Raw genomic sequence first — 18109 nt, 5'->3', positions numbered from 1 at the left:
ATTGATATTGTCGGATACCAGTTAGGCTTTTTCAAGCTCAAAGGCGTCGTGCAGCGCTTGCACAGCCAATTCCGTATACTTGCGATCCACCAGTACAGAGACCTTGATCTCGGATGTGGCGATGACTTTGATGTTGATGCCTTCATCTGACAGCGTTTTGAACATCTTAGCGGCTACGCCTGATTGCGACCGCATGCCGATGCCGACCAATGAAATTTTGGCAACATTGGTGTCTGACACCAAGGCTTCATAATTCACATCGCCGCGGTCTTTTGTGGCGGCCATAGCGGCCTCAGCACGGGCGACTTGATCGACGGGGCAAGAAAAGGTCATGTCGGTGCGACCTTCTTCCGAGATGTTTTGAATGATCATGTCGACATTCACGCCTGCCTCGGCCAGTGGACCAAAGATGGCCGCAGCAATGCCTGGGCGATCCGCCACAGACACGAGGGTCATTTTGGCTTCTTCACGGCTTGCGGCAACGCCGGAGACTACATTGTTTTCCACGATATCCTCCTCAGCACAGATCAGCGTGCCAGCATTGGGGTCATATTCTTCAAAAGACGATAGCACACGCAGCTTAACCTTAAAGCGCATGGCCAATTCAACAGAGCGGGTTTGCAGAACCTTCGCACCAAGCGACGCCAGTTCCAACATTTCCTCAAAGGATACCTTTTCCATCTTACGCGCTTTATTGGTGATGCGCGGATCGGTGGTGTAGACGCCGTCCACATCAGTGTAGATGTCACACCGGATCGCATCGAAAGCAGCGGCAAATGCCACAGCCGTGGTGTCGGATCCGCCGCGCCCCAGCGTGGTGATGCGCCCCTCGTTCGAGATGCCTTGGAAACCGGCCACGACAGCAACTTTCATGCCTTCGCCAAATTTTTCGTTGATGTTGTCAGTCGGGATGTCTTCGATCCGAGCCGCCCCATGCGCGGATGTGGTCTTAAGTGGCACTTGCCACCCTTGCCAACTGCGCGCAGGGATATCCATTTCTTGCAACGTCAGTGCCATCAACCCCGCCGTCACGTTTTCACCTGACGATACAATGGCGTCATATTCACGTGCATCGAACATCGGAGAGGTTTCATTGACATAGCCAACAAGTTTATTGGTTTCGCCAGACATGGCGGACACAACTACAATCACGTCGTTGCCATTGGCAACTTCGCGGCTGACACGTTTGGCCGCACGTTTGATGCGGTCGAGCGTGGCGACAGATGTGCCGCCGAATTTCATTACGAGAACTGGCATTTTTGGCCCTTCTCCCCCGTCTAGAATGATCAAGCTGTCCTAGGGTGCATTTGGGCAAAGTGCAAGAGAGGCCTGCGTGTCTTTGTCTTTTGAGCCGCAATTACGCGCGCAAATGCTGTGGCGTGCGATGTTTAACCCGTAACCTGTTCAGTTCAGCTTACGTTTGGGCAAAAAGGGCAGGGGTACAATGGGCACACCGTCTTCGATCATCGATTTGGCGTCCTCAATTTTGGCCTCACCATAGATTGCGCGCGCAGGAGCATCGCCGTCGTTCATCGCGCGTGCTTGCGCGGTAAAGTCTGTGCCAACGTAATCCGCGTTTTTCTCGATATGATCGCGCATCGCAGCCAAAGTTGCTTCGGTGTCATGGGCGGTCGATTGCTCTGACGTCATGTGCGTGTCTTTGTGACGCTGGGGGGCAGCTTGCGTTGTGGATGCTTGCGTCTCGTCACCCTTGGCTGAGGCTGTACTTTTGCGGGCCGTACTGACGCGCGGCGTCATCAGTGATTTTGTGACGTGATCAGAGCCACAATGCGGACAGGACAATTGGCCCGCGGCCTGCAACGTTTCAAAGGCCGTGGCAGAAGCGAACCAACTTTCAAAACTGTGATCTTCGCTGCATTTGAGCGTGTATCGGATCATATTTGTCTACTGTTGTTGGAGTTTTATGCGTTGCATCAGAATAGCGCGCGCTTGCGCGCAATGTAAACGATTAGTCCTTTGATGGTCTTTCCAAGGGGGTAAGTCGCCGTTTAAAGGCGCATCAGTCTCGGATCGAAGTGACGCAAGATTTGCGCCAGCTCTGGCTCGCCTGCCATTTCGGCGGCCTTTTTTGTCGACACCCATTTGCGCTTGCGTTGGCCTTTTTCGGGGTAGTCTTTCAGTATTTTACTGGCCTTCATAGGGAAAACCGCCACCATGCAAGGCAGAGGCGCAGTACCTGCGCGCGGGTATTTAGTATAGCTGTACAATCCGATACAAATCGGGGCCACCTTGCCCAAAACACCAGCTTCCTCATAGGCTTCAGTCGCGGCGGCTTTGGCGGGCGTTTGACCTTCCATTGGCCAGCCTTTGGGAATGATCCATCGTTTGCGGCGTCGTGTTTGAACCAGCAAGACTTCGACGCGATCTTTGCGCACTCGCCAACACAACGCGCCAAATTGGGTTCTGACACCCGTTTTTGTTGCGCCAAGCAGGCGCACAGGGCGTTGTTTGGTTCGAACTGCGTTCACCTCAAATGCTCCGGTTTTGTGTCGCGACGTCTTTTCAAAAACTTAGCAAATAGAAAGACATTATAAAACGACTTTCGTGCTTTTGCACTGTATTTAGACATTTTGCCCGCTTGATCCATAGTCTTAGAGGCGGGATCTCATCCGAGATGTTGTCTCTTTGCGCAGCTGAATGGCATCGTCTACAGCGCTCCAAAATGCGGCTGTTGCTGTGACAGATGTGCGTAGTTTTGCCAGAGCTTGGGTGCCAGATTGTGCCAATTGTGCCGCCTCATTCGGTGCCACAAGAAGCGCGTCCAAAGTGGCTTCAAGATCTGCCGCGTTTTTCACTTTAAGCGCGCCACCGGCCTGCGCCAATGCTTCAAACGCCTGTGCATGATTGGACACAAATGGCCCATGAACCACAACCGAGCCAAATTGGACGGGTTCAAACGGGGTGTGCCCGCCGTTGTCCACCAAAGACCCGCCCACGAATGTGATGCCTGCCAGCGCGTACCATAGGGCCATTTCGCCCAAGGTGTCAGCTAAATAGACGGATGCGTCATCTGGGGCCTCATGGGCACTGCGTCGAGAAACATCCAACCCAAAGGTCAAGGCAAGCGCTTGAATTTTGTCTGCACGTGCGGGGTGGCGTGGGGCCAATATCAGCCGAAGATCGGGATGCGATTTCCGTAAATGCGCAAAACTTTCAAGGATAATTTCATCTTCGCCGTCATGGGTCGAAGCCGCCAGAACCGTTTTATCTTTGTGAAACGAAGTCCGCAATTGCGCGGCATCGTCGGGCAATGTGACCGTCACATCAACACCGCTTTTGAGATTGAACAGGGGCAACACGCGCTCTGCGTCCAAACCCAACGCGATGAGACGGTCTTGCGAGTCCGTGTCTTGCGGGGCAAGCGCGGTAATGGCGCCCAGAGTCAGGCGTGTCATATTGCGCAATACAGGCGCGTATTTTTGCCAACCCTCTAGGGTTTTTTGTGACATACGCGCGCCAACAACGATCACCGGAATGTCGTGTGCGGCGCAATGGGTGAAACGATTGGGCCAAATTTCGTTTTCAATTGTGATCAAGGCATCGGGCTGTGTGCAGGCGATAAAATGATGCACCGTGCGTTTGAAATCCAGTGGGGCGAGGCGTACCTTGACGCGATCAAGCCCCCAGTTTTGCACCAGTTGGCGCGCGGTGACGTTGTTGACAGTGACAATGATATGCCGCAATCCGTCGCGTGCAAGGGCGTCTTCGATCAAGGCGCGTCCTGCGGTCAATTCGCCGTTTGATGCCCCGTGAAACCAAAGGGTAGACCCCGGCAACATTGGCGCAGATGCCAGCCCCGCGCCAAATCGCTCTTTGATGTCCGACAGGCTTTCTTTACCGCGCAGCACTTGGCGTAACGCAATGAGCGCAGCCAAGGGTGTCAGAAGAGTCAAAAGTAGCCTGTATAAAAACACAATTCAGTCCGCATAGATAAGGTGCTATTGCTCTACGCGGGACAAGACGCGTTTGGCAAGAGGCTGCTGATTTTCGCATCGCTGTTTTACGGCGACACACACACCATACTGTGGCTATTGCCCGCGCGGTTCACGATAGACGTTCTGTCTTTATTTCCATGTTTGTTTTTTCCACCAAAGCGGACAGCTAGGATGGGGTGTCGGCCTTTTGCTTGGGTTGCTGCATAATGATTGCAGCAAAATAGGGGTGAATTTTGTGTGCGATACCTGTGTTTTTTAAGCAAAAGCCTGGGTGACTAGGCGCCTACTTCCGCTATCGATGATGCAGGGCGCGCCTGTGATGCTGTTCAAATTGGCCTGAACAGGGTATTACGCTTTAGGTTGAAATTCCCCCGATTCGAAGATCTTTGAGCGCAGCGTTCAGCATAGAGGTGATGGTCTGAGCTATATGTTGTGGGTAATTGACCTCCATCCACATCATATTGACAAGATCACATCGTTTTGATCTAACCCTTCGCGGGGATTCTCTGTCGTTTCCCTAGCGTAAAGTGCCATGGGGGGTGCGTTCATGAGTGTCTCAAAAGACGTTAGAGTCAAAGAATTTAACGGTGCGCGGTCTGCCAGCAGCGCGTTGAAAATTGAAAAAGTAGAAACGCAAGCGAACATTAAAGTTCACGAGAGCATCGCGTCCGCGGGAACGGAACAGCTGCAGCCGACATCTGTTGGACCAATGGATGAAAATGTCGTCGATCTAAAATTGGGCGGCAAGGCGTTGAATGATTTTGGTGTTGAATTGACATCTGGTTCTGAACCGGTGGACACATCTCAAACCTCACAAAAAACCACACAAGACGCTCCGCTCAAAGCTCTACAGGCCGAGGCAAGCGGCCCATCTTATAAATTTCTGATCGGCATTGCCGCAGGATTGGTTGTTGTGATCGCTGGTTTGACCATCTGGTCTGGCGGTTTGGGGCGCGAGGAAGGTGCCGCCACTGTGAGCGCTTCAAACGGTGCCGAGGCTGAGGCGTCTGTGGCAATGGCTGCACAAGTCGTAGAACCGACGACACCAGCTAATACTGTAGATGAAAACGATTTTGTGGCGCAAATGACAGCAGGCACCATCGCAGCATTGCGCACATCTTCGACTGCGGCGACACCTGCGGATACGGTCGGTGAAGCCAAATTGGCAGCGGCGACCTTGTTCAGCATGGTTTTGGATGCAACTGCGAAAGATCTGAGCCAGCCTGAGATCGATCACATGCTCAACATGGCGTATGAAAACGGGACCATCAAAGTTCCTGAGCCATTTTTGCTAAGTTCTGGCCGTGTGAACACGAATGCCATTATGACCACTTTCGTCGGTCAATAAATCAAAGCGCAGCCGGGGAGGGCTGCGTTTTTCCCATAACATCACGTGTCTAAGCTTTGTGTCATTTTGAGGCAGAGTTTTTGATGCACAGCTTTTTTGCTGCGCAGACCAAAGGCTGTCTGTTGCAGTGCTATGAATAGGACAAATACGATGAAAAAGACGATTGCTGCGCTTGCAACGGGGCTATTAGGATTTGCTGCGGCGCCGGCTATGGCTGAAACATGCGGTGGTGTTTATGTGGTTCAACGTGGTGATAGCCTGTCGTTGATCGCGGATGAGCACTATAAAGACGTTGGGCGTTGGACGTTGATTCACAGCCAGAACATTTCTAGCATCGGCCCGCGCCCAAGCAATCTGGGTGTTGGTATGCGTCTTGATATGCCATGTATTGATGGGCTGCCGACGGGCTTGCCCGGTGGCCGTGAAGTGGTTGCCGATGCAGAGCCTATCACGACACAAGCCGTGGTTGTGCCCCGTGGTGATGCTTCTGTACGCACAAAAATTAATATTTTGACCGGCAATGGTCGCGAACCCTATTCCGACCAAAACTCGCATAACGGTGGTTTGATCACGGATATCGTCGACGCAGCGATGACCAAAGCCGCCCCTGAGCAAGGCCATGCGATCCACTTTATCACCGACTGGGGCTCACATTTCGATCCGATGTTGTCCAATGCTTTGTTGGATATGGGCTTTCCTTGGTACAAGCCAAACTGTGACCGCGACCCTGAAAACTACCGTTGCACCAGCTTTTTATTCTCAGATCCGATGTTCGAGATGCTCGAATTGGTCTTTGCGAGCAAGGCCAGCGGGCTGCAATTCAACACGGACGACGACATCATCGGTCATTCTATCTGTCGTCAAGACAACACACTTGCATGGGACATGGATGAAAACGGACGCAACTGGTTGAAAGACGGCAAGGTCGAATTGAAACGCGCCCCCACCATCCAAGACTGTTTCGCGATGATGTTGGCGGGCGATGTTGATTTTGTTGGCGGCAACGAATTCCAAGGTCGTGAAGTGATGAAGACCATGGACATTAAAGATCAAGTCAACGTGATGAACCACCCGATGTCTTTGCAAGCGCTCTATGTTTTGGTGCACCAATCGCATCCACAGGCGCAAGAGATGCTTGATGTCATCAATGCAGGCCTTGCAGGCATTCGCGAAGACGGGTCTTACCAGAAAATCGTTGAAGATCACATGTCGCTCATTTGGGCCAACTTCTAAGGGGATAGCAGATGACAAAACGTCAATTACTCAAGTCTCTGCCTATCTACGCGGCTGCCAGCGTGTTTGCCCTTTGGGGGGCAGGTGCTGCCAATGCTGCGTGTAACGTCAATTACACTGTGACTGATAGTGATACCCTGTTTCAGGTGGCAGAGCGCGAATATGGCAGTGCACAGGCTTGGACGCTGATCTATTATGCGAACCAAGGCAAATTGAACGGCACGACCTTGGTGCCGGGCTCTCAGATCTATATTCCATGTACAGCGGATCAAACCGCAGCCGATCCAACCCCTTTGTTGGATGATAATGCCGATCTTAAGTTCCTGACAGGGTCCAATTATGCGCCTTTCACCGACAGAGATCTGCCTGGTGGTGGGATGGTCACAGAAATCGTTAACGCGGCCATGGAATTGGCGCCATCCCCTGTGACCTATTCCGTCACGTGGAATGATGACTGGAGCCAACATCTTGATCCTTTGTTAAAGGAAAAAGACTTCGACATGGGATTCCCTTGGGGCCATGGCAATTGTGACGCAAAGCCAGAAGAATTTCGCTGTCAGAATTTTCTGTACTCTGACTCTTTGATCACTGTGCCGATTATGTTGTTTGTCAAAAACGACAATGCCTTTGAATTCAACACCGATGAAGACCTTGCAGGCAAAAGCATTTGTCGCCCCGACGGCTACTTTACTTATGACTTGGAACGCGAAGGTCGTGACTGGCTCAATAACGGCGTTGTGACGATTGTACGTGCTGCAGACGCGAACGCTTGTATGCAAAAGGTTATGGACGGTGAAGCTGACGCGGCCTCCGTTAATCTGTTTTTGGGGGCAAACCTGATCGTGGAAATGGGCCTGCGGGATATTATTTTGCCGCTTGAGCGGCCAATATCTGAGGGGGGCTTGCATGTTGTGGTATCCAAAACACATTGGCGCGCCACAGCACATTTGTACCGCGTAAACGAAGGCCTGCGCGCACTCAAAGCGGATGGGCGTTACCACGAAATCGTTGGGCGTCACCTCGAAGCGTTCTGGGCACAACTTCAGTAAAGCTATGATCGTAAATGATTAAAAAGGGCCGCGAGCATTGTTCACGGCCCTTTTTTATGATGAAAGACTGCGCATCTTTGCACTATTGGTTTGAGAACTGTTTGGGGAACCAAAAGGCGGGCGACACATAAGTGCGGCGGTGTTGGCTGCCTTGAAAATCTAGACATAAGTCGCATTTTGAGTGCTTTGCCGCGATTGTGTTCGCGGCAAAGCCAGTGGTTCACTGTTGTACGTTACAGGTATCTGTTGACCAAGTTTTCAAGGCGTTCTTGACGGCCAGACTGTGGTTTTGGATCCGTGTTGTTGGCAAGGACTTGATCGTAAATAGTGGATAAATCACTTTGCAACAGGTTCGCCCCGTCAACCGTGGTCCAGCCCGCATAGCGTGCATCGCGCGCCGCTTCCAATTTGCCATCCTCTAACATCGCGGCTGCTGCTTTGAGACCGGATGCACAGGCATCCATGCCGCCGACATGGGCGAGGATCAGGTCTTCTGCATCCAAGGACTGACGCCGCAATTTCGCGTCAAAGTTTGTGCCACCGGTTTTAAAGCCACCTGCGCGCAAAACCTCGTAATAGGCCAATGCCATTTCAGGCACATTGTTGGGGAACTGGTCTGTATCCCAGCCCGATTGATAATCATTGCGGTTCATGTCTATGGAGCCAAAGATGCCCAACTCGCGCGCCATCGCCAATTCATGTTCGAACGAATGTCCTGCAAGGATCGCGTGGCCTTGTTCGATATTGACCTGAACTTCGCCCTCTAGACCGAAGTCTTTGAGAAAGCCATAAACCGTCGCAACATCGTAATCATATTGATGTTTGGTTGGCTCTTGTGGCTTGGGCTCGATCAGAATCGCGCCTTTGAAGCCCATCTTGTATTTGTAATCGACCACCATCTGCAACATGCGACCCGCTTGTGCGCGTTCGCGCCCCATGTCGGTGTTGAGCAGCGTCTCATACCCTTCGCGTCCGCCCCAAAGGACATAGTTTTCACCGCCGAGTTTCATCGTGGCGTCCATACAGGTTTTGATGGTCGCCGCAGAAAAGGCAAAAACGTCAGGATCAGGGTTTGTCGCAGCCCCAGACATGAAGCGGACATGCGAAAACAGGTTCGCGGTGCCCCACAAAAGCTTCACGCCGGTCTCGTCCATCTTTTCGCCGAAGTAATCGACGATGGTCTCTAGGTTTTTGGTGTTCTCTGCAAAGGTTTTGCCCTCTGGACGCACGTCAACGTCATGAAAGCAAAAGTAAGGCACATCCAAGATCGAGAACATCTCGAACGCCACATCTGCTTTGAGTTTCGCGTGTTCGATGGTGTTGCCAAACCAAGGACGATCAAAGGTTTGTCCGCCAAAGGGATCGCCACCCTCCCAAGCAAAAGAATGCCAATAGGCTGCCGCAAAGCGCAGGTGATCCTTCATCGGCTTGCCCATGATCATTTCATCAGGGTTGTAATGACGGAACGCAAAATCGTTGTCGCTGTCTGGGCCCTCGTATTTGATTGCGGGGATGTTTTTGAAAAAGTCGGTCATATTTAAAGGCCCTTTAGAGCAGAGTAAGCGCGCTTGTAACGATCATGCGCGTCGTTGAATGCAGGTTGAAGTTGTGTATTTGGACGGATTGTTTTGGCAATCGGCGGCAAGGTCGCGATCTCGACGCCAGCACCTGTCGCGGCCATCATGGCAAGACGTGCAGCACCCAGTGCGGCGCCAAAATCACCGGATTGTGGCACCAGCAATGACACGCCAAGCGCGGTTGAAATCGCGTCCAACCAATAGTCAGATTTTGCCCCGCCCCCCATGGCGATAGCGCGTTCAATCACTGTGCCGGTTGACAGCAGCGCATCGTGGCAATCGGCAAAGGCGAAAGCGACGCCTTCTAAAACAGCACGTGTCATGCTTTCCACATCTGTGCCGTGATCCAAATGCAAGAACTGTCCGCGAATATCTGTGTTGTTATGCGGGGTGCGTTCGCCACCCAAGTAAGGCAAGAACAGCGTCCGTCCAGGGGCCTGCAGCGTGCCTAAGTTTTGGGTCAATTCAGGCGCTGATTTTCCCGTGATTTTGCTGAGCCATTGCAACGCATCCGTCGCGGCCAAAATCACCCCCATTTGATGCCACATGTTTGGAACCGCGTGACAGAATGTGTGCACAGCACTGGCCGCATCGGGTTGATAGGCATCTGAGGCGGCGAATAAAACGCCAGAGGTGCCAAGCGACACAAAGGCATCGCCTTTGTTCACAACACCCGCACCAATCGCGCTTGCCGCATTGTCGCCACCGCCACCGGCTACGACGACATTTTTTGGCAGGCCCCATTCGGCTGCCAAAGCATCACGCAGGGTGCCAGAGACCTCTGAGCCCTCGACCAGCCGAGGCATGTGATTTCGGGCCAGTTCGGTTGCCGCCAACAAGGCGTCACTCCAGTCGCGCTTGGCAACGTCAAGCCAGCTAGTGCCCGCAGCATCTGACATTTCAGCAACATGATCGCCAATCAAGAACAGACGCAAATAGTCTTTCGGCAACAGCACTTTCGCAATTTTATCAAAGACATCAGGTTCGTTGTTTTTCACCCATGCCACCTTGGGGGCGGTGAAACCTGCAAAGACAATATTGCCAGATATGTCACGAAACTGCGGGTCCGCGTCCAAGGTTGCGGCTTCATGGAAAGACCGCGTATCATTCCACAAAATACAAGGCCTGAGCACCTGATCTGCGCCGTCCAACAACGTGGCGCCGTGCATATGGCCCGACAGCCCAATCCCGCGCACGCCTGACAGATCAGCCTGTGCGGCAAGGGCTTTCATGGCCGTGCCTGTGGCGTCGATCCATGACTTTGGATCTTGCTCAGACCATCCGTCATGGGGCCGAGAGACGCTGAGGGCGACAGCCTGTTCGGCGATTACAGATTGGTTTTCGTCGATCAAAATCGCTTTGAGCGAAGAGGTTCCGAGGTCTAGTCCGATATATGTCATGCTGCTGCCTTTGGGTTTTTACCCAGAATGATCATTGATAGAATGTCATCTTCTGTAACATCCTCGACGCGTTCTGAGCCGATCAATTGACCGTTTTTCATAACCGCTACGCGGTCGCACAGCTCCATCATTTCACGCGTGTCGTGGCTGATCAAAAAGATGCCCAGACCTTGCTTTTTCAACTCGCCGATCAATTCCGCGACCATGGCGGTTTCATGGACTCCAAGCGCAGCCGTGGGTTCATCCATGATCAAGATTTTCGCGTTGAAATACACCGCGCGGGCAATGGCGACAGATTGGCGTTGCCCACCAGATAAGGCCGACACAGGTTCTTTGAGTTTCTTGAAATTGGGGTTCAGCCGCGCCATGATTTTGCGGGTTTCAGATTCCATTCGGCTGTCATCGACAAACCCAAAAGGCGTGGTCAATTCGCGCCCCAAGAACAGGTTTGAGGCCGCGTCCAGATTATCCGCTAATGCAAGTGTCTGATAAATCGTCTCGATATTATAGTCACGACTGTCACGCGGGGAATTGATCGTGGCTTTGTTGCCTTCGATCCAGATTTCGCCGGAATCCATTTTATAGGCTCCAGACAGCATCTTGATTAACGTCGATTTTCCAGCGCCATTGTGACCCAAAAGACCAACAACTTCGCCTGCATGCAAATCGATGCTCACATTATCAACTGCGCGTACGCCACCAAAGGCAATAGAGACATTCTTCATTTCTACTAAGGGCGTGCTCATGACTTACCTCCCAGACGTTTGCGGTATTGGATGTCGATCCAGACGGCCAAAACAAGCACGGCGCCGACGACGATATTTTGATAGGGGGCATCGACACCGACCATGGCCATGCCCGATTGCAAAGACTGCATGATCAATGCGCCGATGATCGCACCATAAATCGTCCCGACGCCACCAGACAAAGCCGTGCCACCAATCACAGCAGCCGCAATCACGCGCAGCTCGTCGAGTGTGCCGATATCGTTTGTGTGATATCCAAGGCGCGCCGAGGCGATGATGCCTGCAAGGGCGCAAAGCACGCCGACCATCGCAAAGATTTTTACAGTCAAAAAGCGTGTGTTGATGCCCGAAAGTTCCGCCGCATCAGGGTTGCCGCCTGTCGCAAAAATGTAGCGTCCCAGGCGTGTGCGCAGGGCAATCACGGTCATAACGATGGCAACAGCGATCAACACCAAAACCGAATAGGGTATGCCGTAAGCCGCAACACAGCCTTCCGCTGATTCACAGCTAAACAGGGCGGGGTTGCGGGCAATCACACGCGTCGGAACAGTATAAGCGTTCAAGGTTGCGACGAAGCCTAATATCGCCCCTGTGATCAGGGCCATCACGGTAAATTCGGCCCACATTGGTTTGACCGGAAATCCGTGCTGTATTTTCGTTTTTCGACCCGACCAGATGAAAAACAATGAGATGGCAGCGGCTGCTATGCCCACAATCCAACTCCATGTTGCGCCAAGTGTGCCGTTGATGCCGCCAAAAAGGATAAAGGTCTTGTCGAGCGGACCGATTGTAGCACCGTCTGTGAGGTGCCAACCAACGTTGCGCCAAATCAACAATCCGCCGAGTGTGACGATGAAGGCTGGGATGCCGTGATACCCGATCAACCAGCCCTGTGCTGCGCCAATCAAAGCTCCGATCAACAGCCCTGCGATAATCGTGATCCAAGGGATAAGCGGATGCCCAAGCTCAAGCCCTAAGATATTTGGCAGCCATGATGTCTGCATCATGCCCATGACCGCAGTACATGTCGCCAAAAGCGCGCCCACAGACAGATCGATATGTCGCGTGACGATGACGAAAACCATGCCCGTGGCCATGATGGCGACTGAAACGGTCTGGATCGATAGGTTGAAAATGTTGCGCGGCGTCAAAAAACGACCATCAGTCAACAGGTTAAAGACAAGGCAAACGGCGAGAAAGGCGCCAATCATGCCAAGAAGGCGCAGATCGATTTCAAGAGATTGCAAAAAGCTGCGTTTTGGGGGCGACTTGGCGTTTGATTGGTCAGACATTATGTCTCCATTGAACGGTCGAGGATGTTGGCGGTCGATTGCGCACAGCGGGCGGGCCGATCTATTGCGTGTACAATCGATGCCAAAATGAGTGAAATTTACGTGTCGGACCCCGTCGCAGGGGCGGGATCCAGACCTCGTTTAACTGATCAGGTGATCTGGTCCGTTATGTCTTAGTTGCAGGGCGCTGGGCCATCTGTGACGCCTTGGCAGAGGGCCTCTACAGTGATCCAGCCTGCATCTGTGACAACAGACAGGTTTTCAGCGGTGATAGGAACCGGTGCGAGGAACATAGAGGTCATTTCGGTGCCCGCAGGAGAAGTCCAGCTTGCGCTGCCTTCGATTTTCATCATGTCATCCGCGGCCAATTCGGCTGCGATTGTGCCGGCAGCTTTACCAAGCTCGCGTGCGTCTTTCCAAACGGAAACGGTTTGCGTGCCAAGAGCAACACGGTTCAAAGCAGCGTGATCGCCGTCTTGACCAGACACAGGAAGGCCTTCCATGCCCTGTGCCGTCAAGGCCGCAACAACACCGCCCGCTGTGCCATCATTAGAAGCCACAACCGCATCCACGGCGTTGTCGTTGGCTGTCAGGATTTGTTCCATGTTGCGCTGCGCATTCGCGGGCAACCAACCGTCTGTGTAGGCTTCGTCAACAATTGTGATCGCGCCGCTGTCGATGGCTTCTTGCAAGATTTCTTGCTGGCCGCCGCGCAGGAAGTCTGCGTTGGGATCGGTGGGGGAGCCTTTGATCATAACGTAGTTGCCAGTTGGCTGTGCGGCAAAGACGGCGCGGGCTTGCATGCGGCCAACTTCGACGTTGTCGAATGTCAGGTAAAAGGCGCGGCTGTCTTCGATCAGGCGATCATAAGCAACAACGGGAATGCCTTCTGCGTCTGCTGCGTCAACGGCTGGCCCGATGGCTGCGGCGTCTTGCGCAAGGATGATCAAGGCGTCAGCGCCTTGCGCGATCAAGCTTTCAACATCAGACAACTGTTTGGCAGATGATGATTGTGCGTCAGCTGAAATATATGTGGCACCAGCGGCTTCAAGTGCGCTTTTGATTGCGGCTTCGTCTGTTTTCCAGCGTTCTTCTTGAAAGTTAGACCAGCTGACGCCGACTGTTAGGTCTTCTGCCAAAGCTGTCGTGGCGATACCAGAGGCTGCAACAGCAGCCGCGATGATAAATTTATTCATGACGTTCCTCCCTAAGGTTCCCTCGAATGCATTCGAGGACGAGTCACACGACTCGCGTGGGGTGACATTGCCGCAATTAACTTCAATGAGTAAAGTAAAAATATAGAAAGCTGTCCTTACTTGATCGAATTATTAACGAAACCCTATCGGTTTCGGGTTGAGTACGTAGGTTTTTGTGATATTTCTTTTATATGATGAATTATATGTATCCCTCAGCGATTGGTGCAGGCTGTGGCCCATTGCTCCAGTCTGGAACCACCAAGGCAGCATCTTTGCGGCAGCAGTTTTTTCAGCACGTGCGCGCGAACGGGCGTGCTGCGCGCGCTGACGTGGCGCGGGCGCTAAAAATCAGTGCGGGCAGTGCAACAGCGGTCACCTCGGATCTTATTGCCGCTGGTTTGCTGCGCGAGGTGCATGAGCCAACGCGTGAAACGGGGCGGGGGCGTCCATCTGTTGCGTTGGAGGTCGTGCCAAGCGCCGCTTACGTTGTGGGAATCAAATTGTCTTCAAGACGACATTCAGCGGTTTTATCTGATTTTGTTGGAAATGTGCTTGCGGGGGTGACTTTGCCCTCAAGCAATCAACGGCGCACGCCAACGCAACTGTTAGATCAAATGACCACCCTGATCGAGATGTTGGCGCAAAAAGGCGAGATCTCGGTCGGAAACATCGGCGCTGTTGGCGTTGGGCTGCCCGGGATCGTTGATATGGAAAGTGGCGTGGTGCGGTGGTGTTCATTGCTGCAAGGTGACGATGTCGATTTTGCGCCAGCCTTTGCTGCGCGGTTCGATATGCCACTGTTTATCGACAACGACACAAATATGCTGACCCTTGCTGAACTTTGGTTCGGAGAGGGGCGCGACAAGACCGACTTTGCCGTGGTGACGATTGAGAATGGCGTCGGTATGGGGCTTGTTGTCAACAATACCCTTTATCGAGGCAGTCATGGTGTTGGACTCGAATTGGGGCATACAAAGGTACAAATGGACGGGGCGCTGTGTCGCTGCGGTCAGCGTGGGTGCCTTGAAGCCTATCTTGGGGATTATGCGCTCACCCGCGAGGTGGGCGTGGCCTTGGATTTGGGGGAAATGCACAATCGCACACCCGAAGATTTGTTGGATTTACTGTTTGATGAGGCAAAAGCGGGAAATACCGCTGCCGCCACGATTTTTCGGCGTGCGGGACGGTATTTGGCTGTCGGCTTGTCCAATGTTGTCCAGCTTTTCGATCCGCCGCTGATCATCATTTCGGGCGAGCGCACGCGCTATGATTACCTTTTTGCTGACGAGGTTTTGGCCGAAATGAAAACGATGACTTTGTCAGATATGCGCAAACCCTGCGCCATCGCAATACGGCCTTGGGATGATATGGTCTGGGCGCATGGGGCAACTGTGCCGGCGATCAGTGCTTTGTCAGATCAATTTGTGACCGCTTGTGAAACGAGCAACGCATGAAGGTGCTGGGCGGGGTGTTGATGTCGTTGATCATGGTGCCGCCTTTGCGGGCCGAGCCCATGTTCGAAGATATGTCATCACGCTTGCCCTCACATGTTTACAGCGGCGGATGGGAACATTTTGTCGGCGGCGGCGTCGCGGTGTTTGATTGCAACGGCGATACGCTGCCTGATGTGTTTGCCGCTGGTGGCGAGACGCGCGCAAAGCTGTTGCGCAACATGGGTGATTTCACCTTTGCAGATGCACCAATTCCAAGCCTCACCCAGACAACCGGCGCCTATCCCATCGATATGGACGCCGACGGCCATGTCGATCTGTTTGTTCTGCGCGCAGGTCGTAATGTTGTCTTGAAGGGCGATGGCAACTGCGGTTTCGTTGATGCGACGCAGGCGCTGGGCATCAAAACCGACACACGTTGGAGTACGGCTTTCACAGCGTGGTGGGAGGAGGGGGACGCGCGCCCCACACTTGCGATTGGCAATTACGTGGATCGTGATGATCCAGACGGGCCGTTTGAAGCCTGCGATGTGAACACGATTTTACGGCCCATGGGGCAGGGATATGAAGCCGAAGTCTTAAGCCCCGGATATTGCGCCCTGTCGATTTTGGCGAGCAAAGATGCACGGGGACGCACAAGTCTGCGGTTGTCCAACGATCGGCATTACTACGTCAAACAGGGCCATGAGCAAATGTGGGACATCAAGGATCGGCGTTTTCTTGATGCCGCGGATGGCTGGCAAAACGTGTCGTTGTGGGGCATGGGGATCGCCAGTCGCGATTTGAATGCGGATGGGTTTGACGATGTAATGTTGACCTCGATGGGCGATCAGCTTTTACAACTATCGCAACCTGATGGCACCTATGCGGCGGCGGATTACAGCATTGGCACCTATGCGCAGCGCCCGCATATCGGTGACGATGGACGCCCCTCGACAGGGTGGCATGCAGAGTTTGGCGATATCGATAACGATGGCCGTGCAGATCTGTTCATCGCCAAAGGCAATGTGGATCAAATGCCGGGGATGGCGATGGATGATCCGAACAACCTGTTGATGCAAAACGAAGATGGCACATTCATGGAAACTGCCGCCACAGCTGGCGTTGCCACGGCCGCGCGGTCTCGCGGCGCTGCTTTGGCCGATTTTGACAAGGATGGGCGTTTGGATTTGATTGTTGTCAATCGGCGCGCCCCGCTTGAGCTCTATCGCAATATTACCCCCCAGACAGGCCATTGGCTCGGCGTATCTTTGCAGAAAGCTGGCGGAAATCGTGATGCGATTGGCGCGCTGATCACGGTGCAAACGCCGCAGGGTACGCAAATGATTCAAAACACCATTGGTGGTGGCCACGCAGGCGGGCAATTGTTGCCACGCCATTTCGGACTTGGGGATGCAACCGAGGCACTTGTCACGGTCACTTGGCCTGACGGCACCATATCCTCAGCGCATCATAAAGCTGGGCAGTCTGTTGAGATGATCAAGCCTTAGTTGGGATTTGGGTCAGGATTGGGAATGTCCAATCCGCTGGGCACTTGGTCAGGTATGCCCAAACGCCCTTGCAAGCTGGCGGTGTCAGTCAGAGTGGCAAGAAAGGCGACCAAAGCCGCCACATCTGCATCTGACAAAGACACAGGCGGCGTGCGCACAGCGGCAGCAATGGCGCTGACCTGTTCAGGGTCATTCATCACGCTAAAGTCGATGTCTGATTGATCTGCTTTGCCAAGGTTTGGCAAGATTGCCTGTGCGGGATCGTATTCAAAAATCGACGTCGCGGGGTCTGCATGACTGGCGATAAATGTCGCCAAATCTGAATGCGCGCCTGCGTGCCCATAGGGGCCAGTCAGAGCGATATTACGCAGGGATGGCGTGCGAAAGGCGTAACGATCTTCAAGTCGCCCCGTGACGCGAAAGCGCCCGTCGTCGCGGTGATGATCTTCAAATGTTGCGGATTTCCCCGGCCCTATTTGCGGCGCTCCCATCGCGTGATATGTGTGATCGGTCAAAAAGGGGCCTTTGTGACAAGAGGCGCAATTTCCATCGCCATAGAACAGATCCATCCCAGTTTGTGCTTGACCTGTTAGTTGCCGTTTACCCGCCAAAACCGCGTCAAATGGCGCTGTGTCGGATCGCCATTCAAATTCGATAAAGCGCGCAATCGCGTTTGAGATATCTGTAAAAGCAATTTGATTTGCTTCAGAGATATGTGGATAGACTTCGATGAAACGGGTGGCGTAATCGGGCAGGTGGGCCACGCGTTTTGCCAACACATCCCACGCGCCCTCATCACCGGTGATGAGACCTTGGCGGATCAATCGGCCAATGTCGTTTTCATTGTAGGACCCTGCCATTTCATCGCGGCTGAGCACGGGAAACATGGCTTGCGCAGACAGGATCGAGGCAAAGCCGTTTTCCATATCCTCGCCCATATCTGTGCGCATGCCACTGGCACGGGAAGGGTCGACTTCAAGGCGACCATCATGGAACATGGCCGTAAATTCATGCGCACCCAAATTGAACAAAGCGGGCGAATTTCTGGGGATGCGTTCCTCTGGCAGGTTGGCGTTGCTGACCTCACGATGGGTCCCCAAACCGATGCCGCCATCGCCAATCCCAAGGGAAAGACCATCCGATGTTCCAAAGGCGGGATGGTGACAACTGGCGCAGGCCACTTCGGAATTTCCAGACAAAATAGGATCGTAAAACAACAGCTGCCCAAGGGCCGCTTCGTCAAGGTTTACCGGTCTAAAGTCGTCATCTTGCACAGGCGCAGGCAAAGGCTCGGCGCTGGCGCATGAGGTGGATAAAACGAAAAAGGTTATGAAAGGAATGATGCGCATATGATCAGGCTAAGGGACGCAG

15 protein-coding genes are annotated in these 18109 nt (G+C 53.2%); 5 read left to right on the top strand and 10 right to left on the bottom strand.

Annotated elements, in window-relative coordinates; genetic code table 11:
• Positions 1-21 precede the first annotated feature (21 nt).
• From KO497_RS00860 to KO497_RS00845, 4 genes are all read right to left on the bottom strand, one after another.
• Complete coding sequence (locus KO497_RS00860) at positions 22-1257, bottom strand: aspartate kinase (protein ID WP_215942083.1); 1236 nt, start codon at positions 1255-1257, stop codon at positions 22-24.
• Positions 1258-1404: 147 nt separating this feature from the next.
• Positions 1405-1899, bottom strand: coding sequence for a DUF1178 family protein (locus KO497_RS00855; protein WP_215942082.1), 495 nt, complete (start codon positions 1897-1899; stop codon positions 1405-1407).
• Positions 1900-2009: 110 nt separating this feature from the next.
• Positions 2010-2489 carry an NUDIX hydrolase gene (locus KO497_RS00850; protein ID WP_215942081.1) on the bottom strand — a complete coding sequence of 160 codons (480 nt, stop codon included), beginning with the start codon at positions 2487-2489 and terminating at the stop codon, positions 2010-2012.
• A gap of 123 nt (positions 2490-2612) precedes the next feature.
• On the bottom strand, positions 2613-3914 hold the full coding sequence (locus KO497_RS00845) for a 3-deoxy-D-manno-octulosonic acid transferase (protein ID WP_215942080.1): 1302 nt from the start codon (positions 3912-3914) through the stop codon (positions 2613-2615).
• Between the two features lie 589 nt (positions 3915-4503).
• Here KO497_RS00845 and KO497_RS00840 point away from each other — a divergent pair.
• From KO497_RS00840 to KO497_RS00830, 3 genes are all read left to right on the top strand, one after another.
• The gene (locus KO497_RS00840) at positions 4504-5304 is read left to right on the top strand and encodes a hypothetical protein (protein WP_215942079.1); all 801 of its coding nucleotides are present in this window, start codon (positions 4504-4506) and stop codon (positions 5302-5304) included.
• A 150-nt stretch (positions 5305-5454) separates the two neighbouring features.
• Entirely contained in the window at positions 5455-6537 is a 1083-nt protein-coding gene (locus KO497_RS00835; RefSeq protein ID WP_215942078.1) for a transporter substrate-binding domain-containing protein, read from the top strand.
• Between the two features lie 11 nt (positions 6538-6548).
• Positions 6549-7586, top strand: a complete 1038-nt coding sequence (locus KO497_RS00830) for a transporter substrate-binding domain-containing protein (protein ID WP_215942077.1) — start codon at positions 6549-6551, stop codon at positions 7584-7586.
• A 233-nt stretch (positions 7587-7819) separates the two neighbouring features.
• Here KO497_RS00830 and xylA read toward each other — a convergent pair whose 3' ends face one another.
• The 5 genes from xylA to xylF all read right to left on the bottom strand — a co-directional run bounded on the left by xylA (position 7820) and on the right by xylF (position 13797).
• Positions 7820-9121: a xylose isomerase gene (gene xylA / locus KO497_RS00825; RefSeq protein ID WP_215942076.1), complete on the bottom strand. Its 1302-nt coding sequence runs from the start codon at positions 9119-9121 to the stop codon at positions 7820-7822.
• A gap of 2 nt (positions 9122-9123) precedes the next feature.
• Complete coding sequence (gene xylB, locus KO497_RS00820; protein WP_215942075.1) at positions 9124-10563, bottom strand: xylulokinase; 1440 nt, start codon at positions 10561-10563, stop codon at positions 9124-9126.
• Positions 10560-11309, bottom strand: coding sequence for an ATP-binding cassette domain-containing protein (locus tag KO497_RS00815; RefSeq protein ID WP_215942074.1), 750 nt, complete (start codon positions 11307-11309; stop codon positions 10560-10562). Before KO497_RS00815 ends, xylB begins: the two co-directional genes overlap by 4 nt.
• Positions 11306-12601 carry a sugar ABC transporter permease gene (locus tag KO497_RS00810; protein ID WP_215942073.1) on the bottom strand — a complete coding sequence of 432 codons (1296 nt, stop codon included), beginning with the start codon at positions 12599-12601 and terminating at the stop codon, positions 11306-11308. Before KO497_RS00810 ends, KO497_RS00815 begins: the two co-directional genes overlap by 4 nt.
• Positions 12602-12774: 173 nt before the next feature.
• A complete protein-coding gene (xylF, locus tag KO497_RS00805) occupies positions 12775-13797 on the bottom strand; it encodes a D-xylose ABC transporter substrate-binding protein (RefSeq protein ID WP_215942072.1) in 1023 nt (340 codons plus the stop codon).
• A gap of 272 nt (positions 13798-14069) precedes the next feature.
• Between xylF and KO497_RS00800 the strand changes: the two genes are divergently transcribed.
• Positions 14070-15251, top strand: a complete 1182-nt coding sequence (locus KO497_RS00800) for an ROK family protein (RefSeq protein WP_354668070.1) — start codon at positions 14070-14072, stop codon at positions 15249-15251.
• Entirely contained in the window at positions 15248-16738 is a 1491-nt protein-coding gene (locus KO497_RS00795) for a CRTAC1 family protein (RefSeq protein WP_215942070.1), read from the top strand. Before KO497_RS00800 ends, KO497_RS00795 begins: the two co-directional genes overlap by 4 nt.
• Here the strand turns inward: KO497_RS00795 and KO497_RS00790 are convergent.
• Positions 16735-18087 (bottom strand): cytochrome-c peroxidase, encoded by a 1353-nt coding sequence (locus KO497_RS00790; protein WP_215942069.1) that lies wholly within the window; start codon positions 18085-18087, stop codon positions 16735-16737. The two genes, KO497_RS00795 and KO497_RS00790, sit on opposite strands and share 4 nt — an antisense overlap.
• Positions 18088-18109 lie beyond the last annotated feature (22 nt).

Origin of the sequence: Pacificibacter marinus (assembly GCF_018860665.1) — a bacterium.
In the GTDB taxonomy this organism is placed as follows: domain Bacteria; phylum Pseudomonadota; class Alphaproteobacteria; order Rhodobacterales; family Rhodobacteraceae; genus Celeribacter; species Celeribacter marinus_A.
This window is presented reverse-complemented; position numbering and strand designations above follow the sequence as displayed.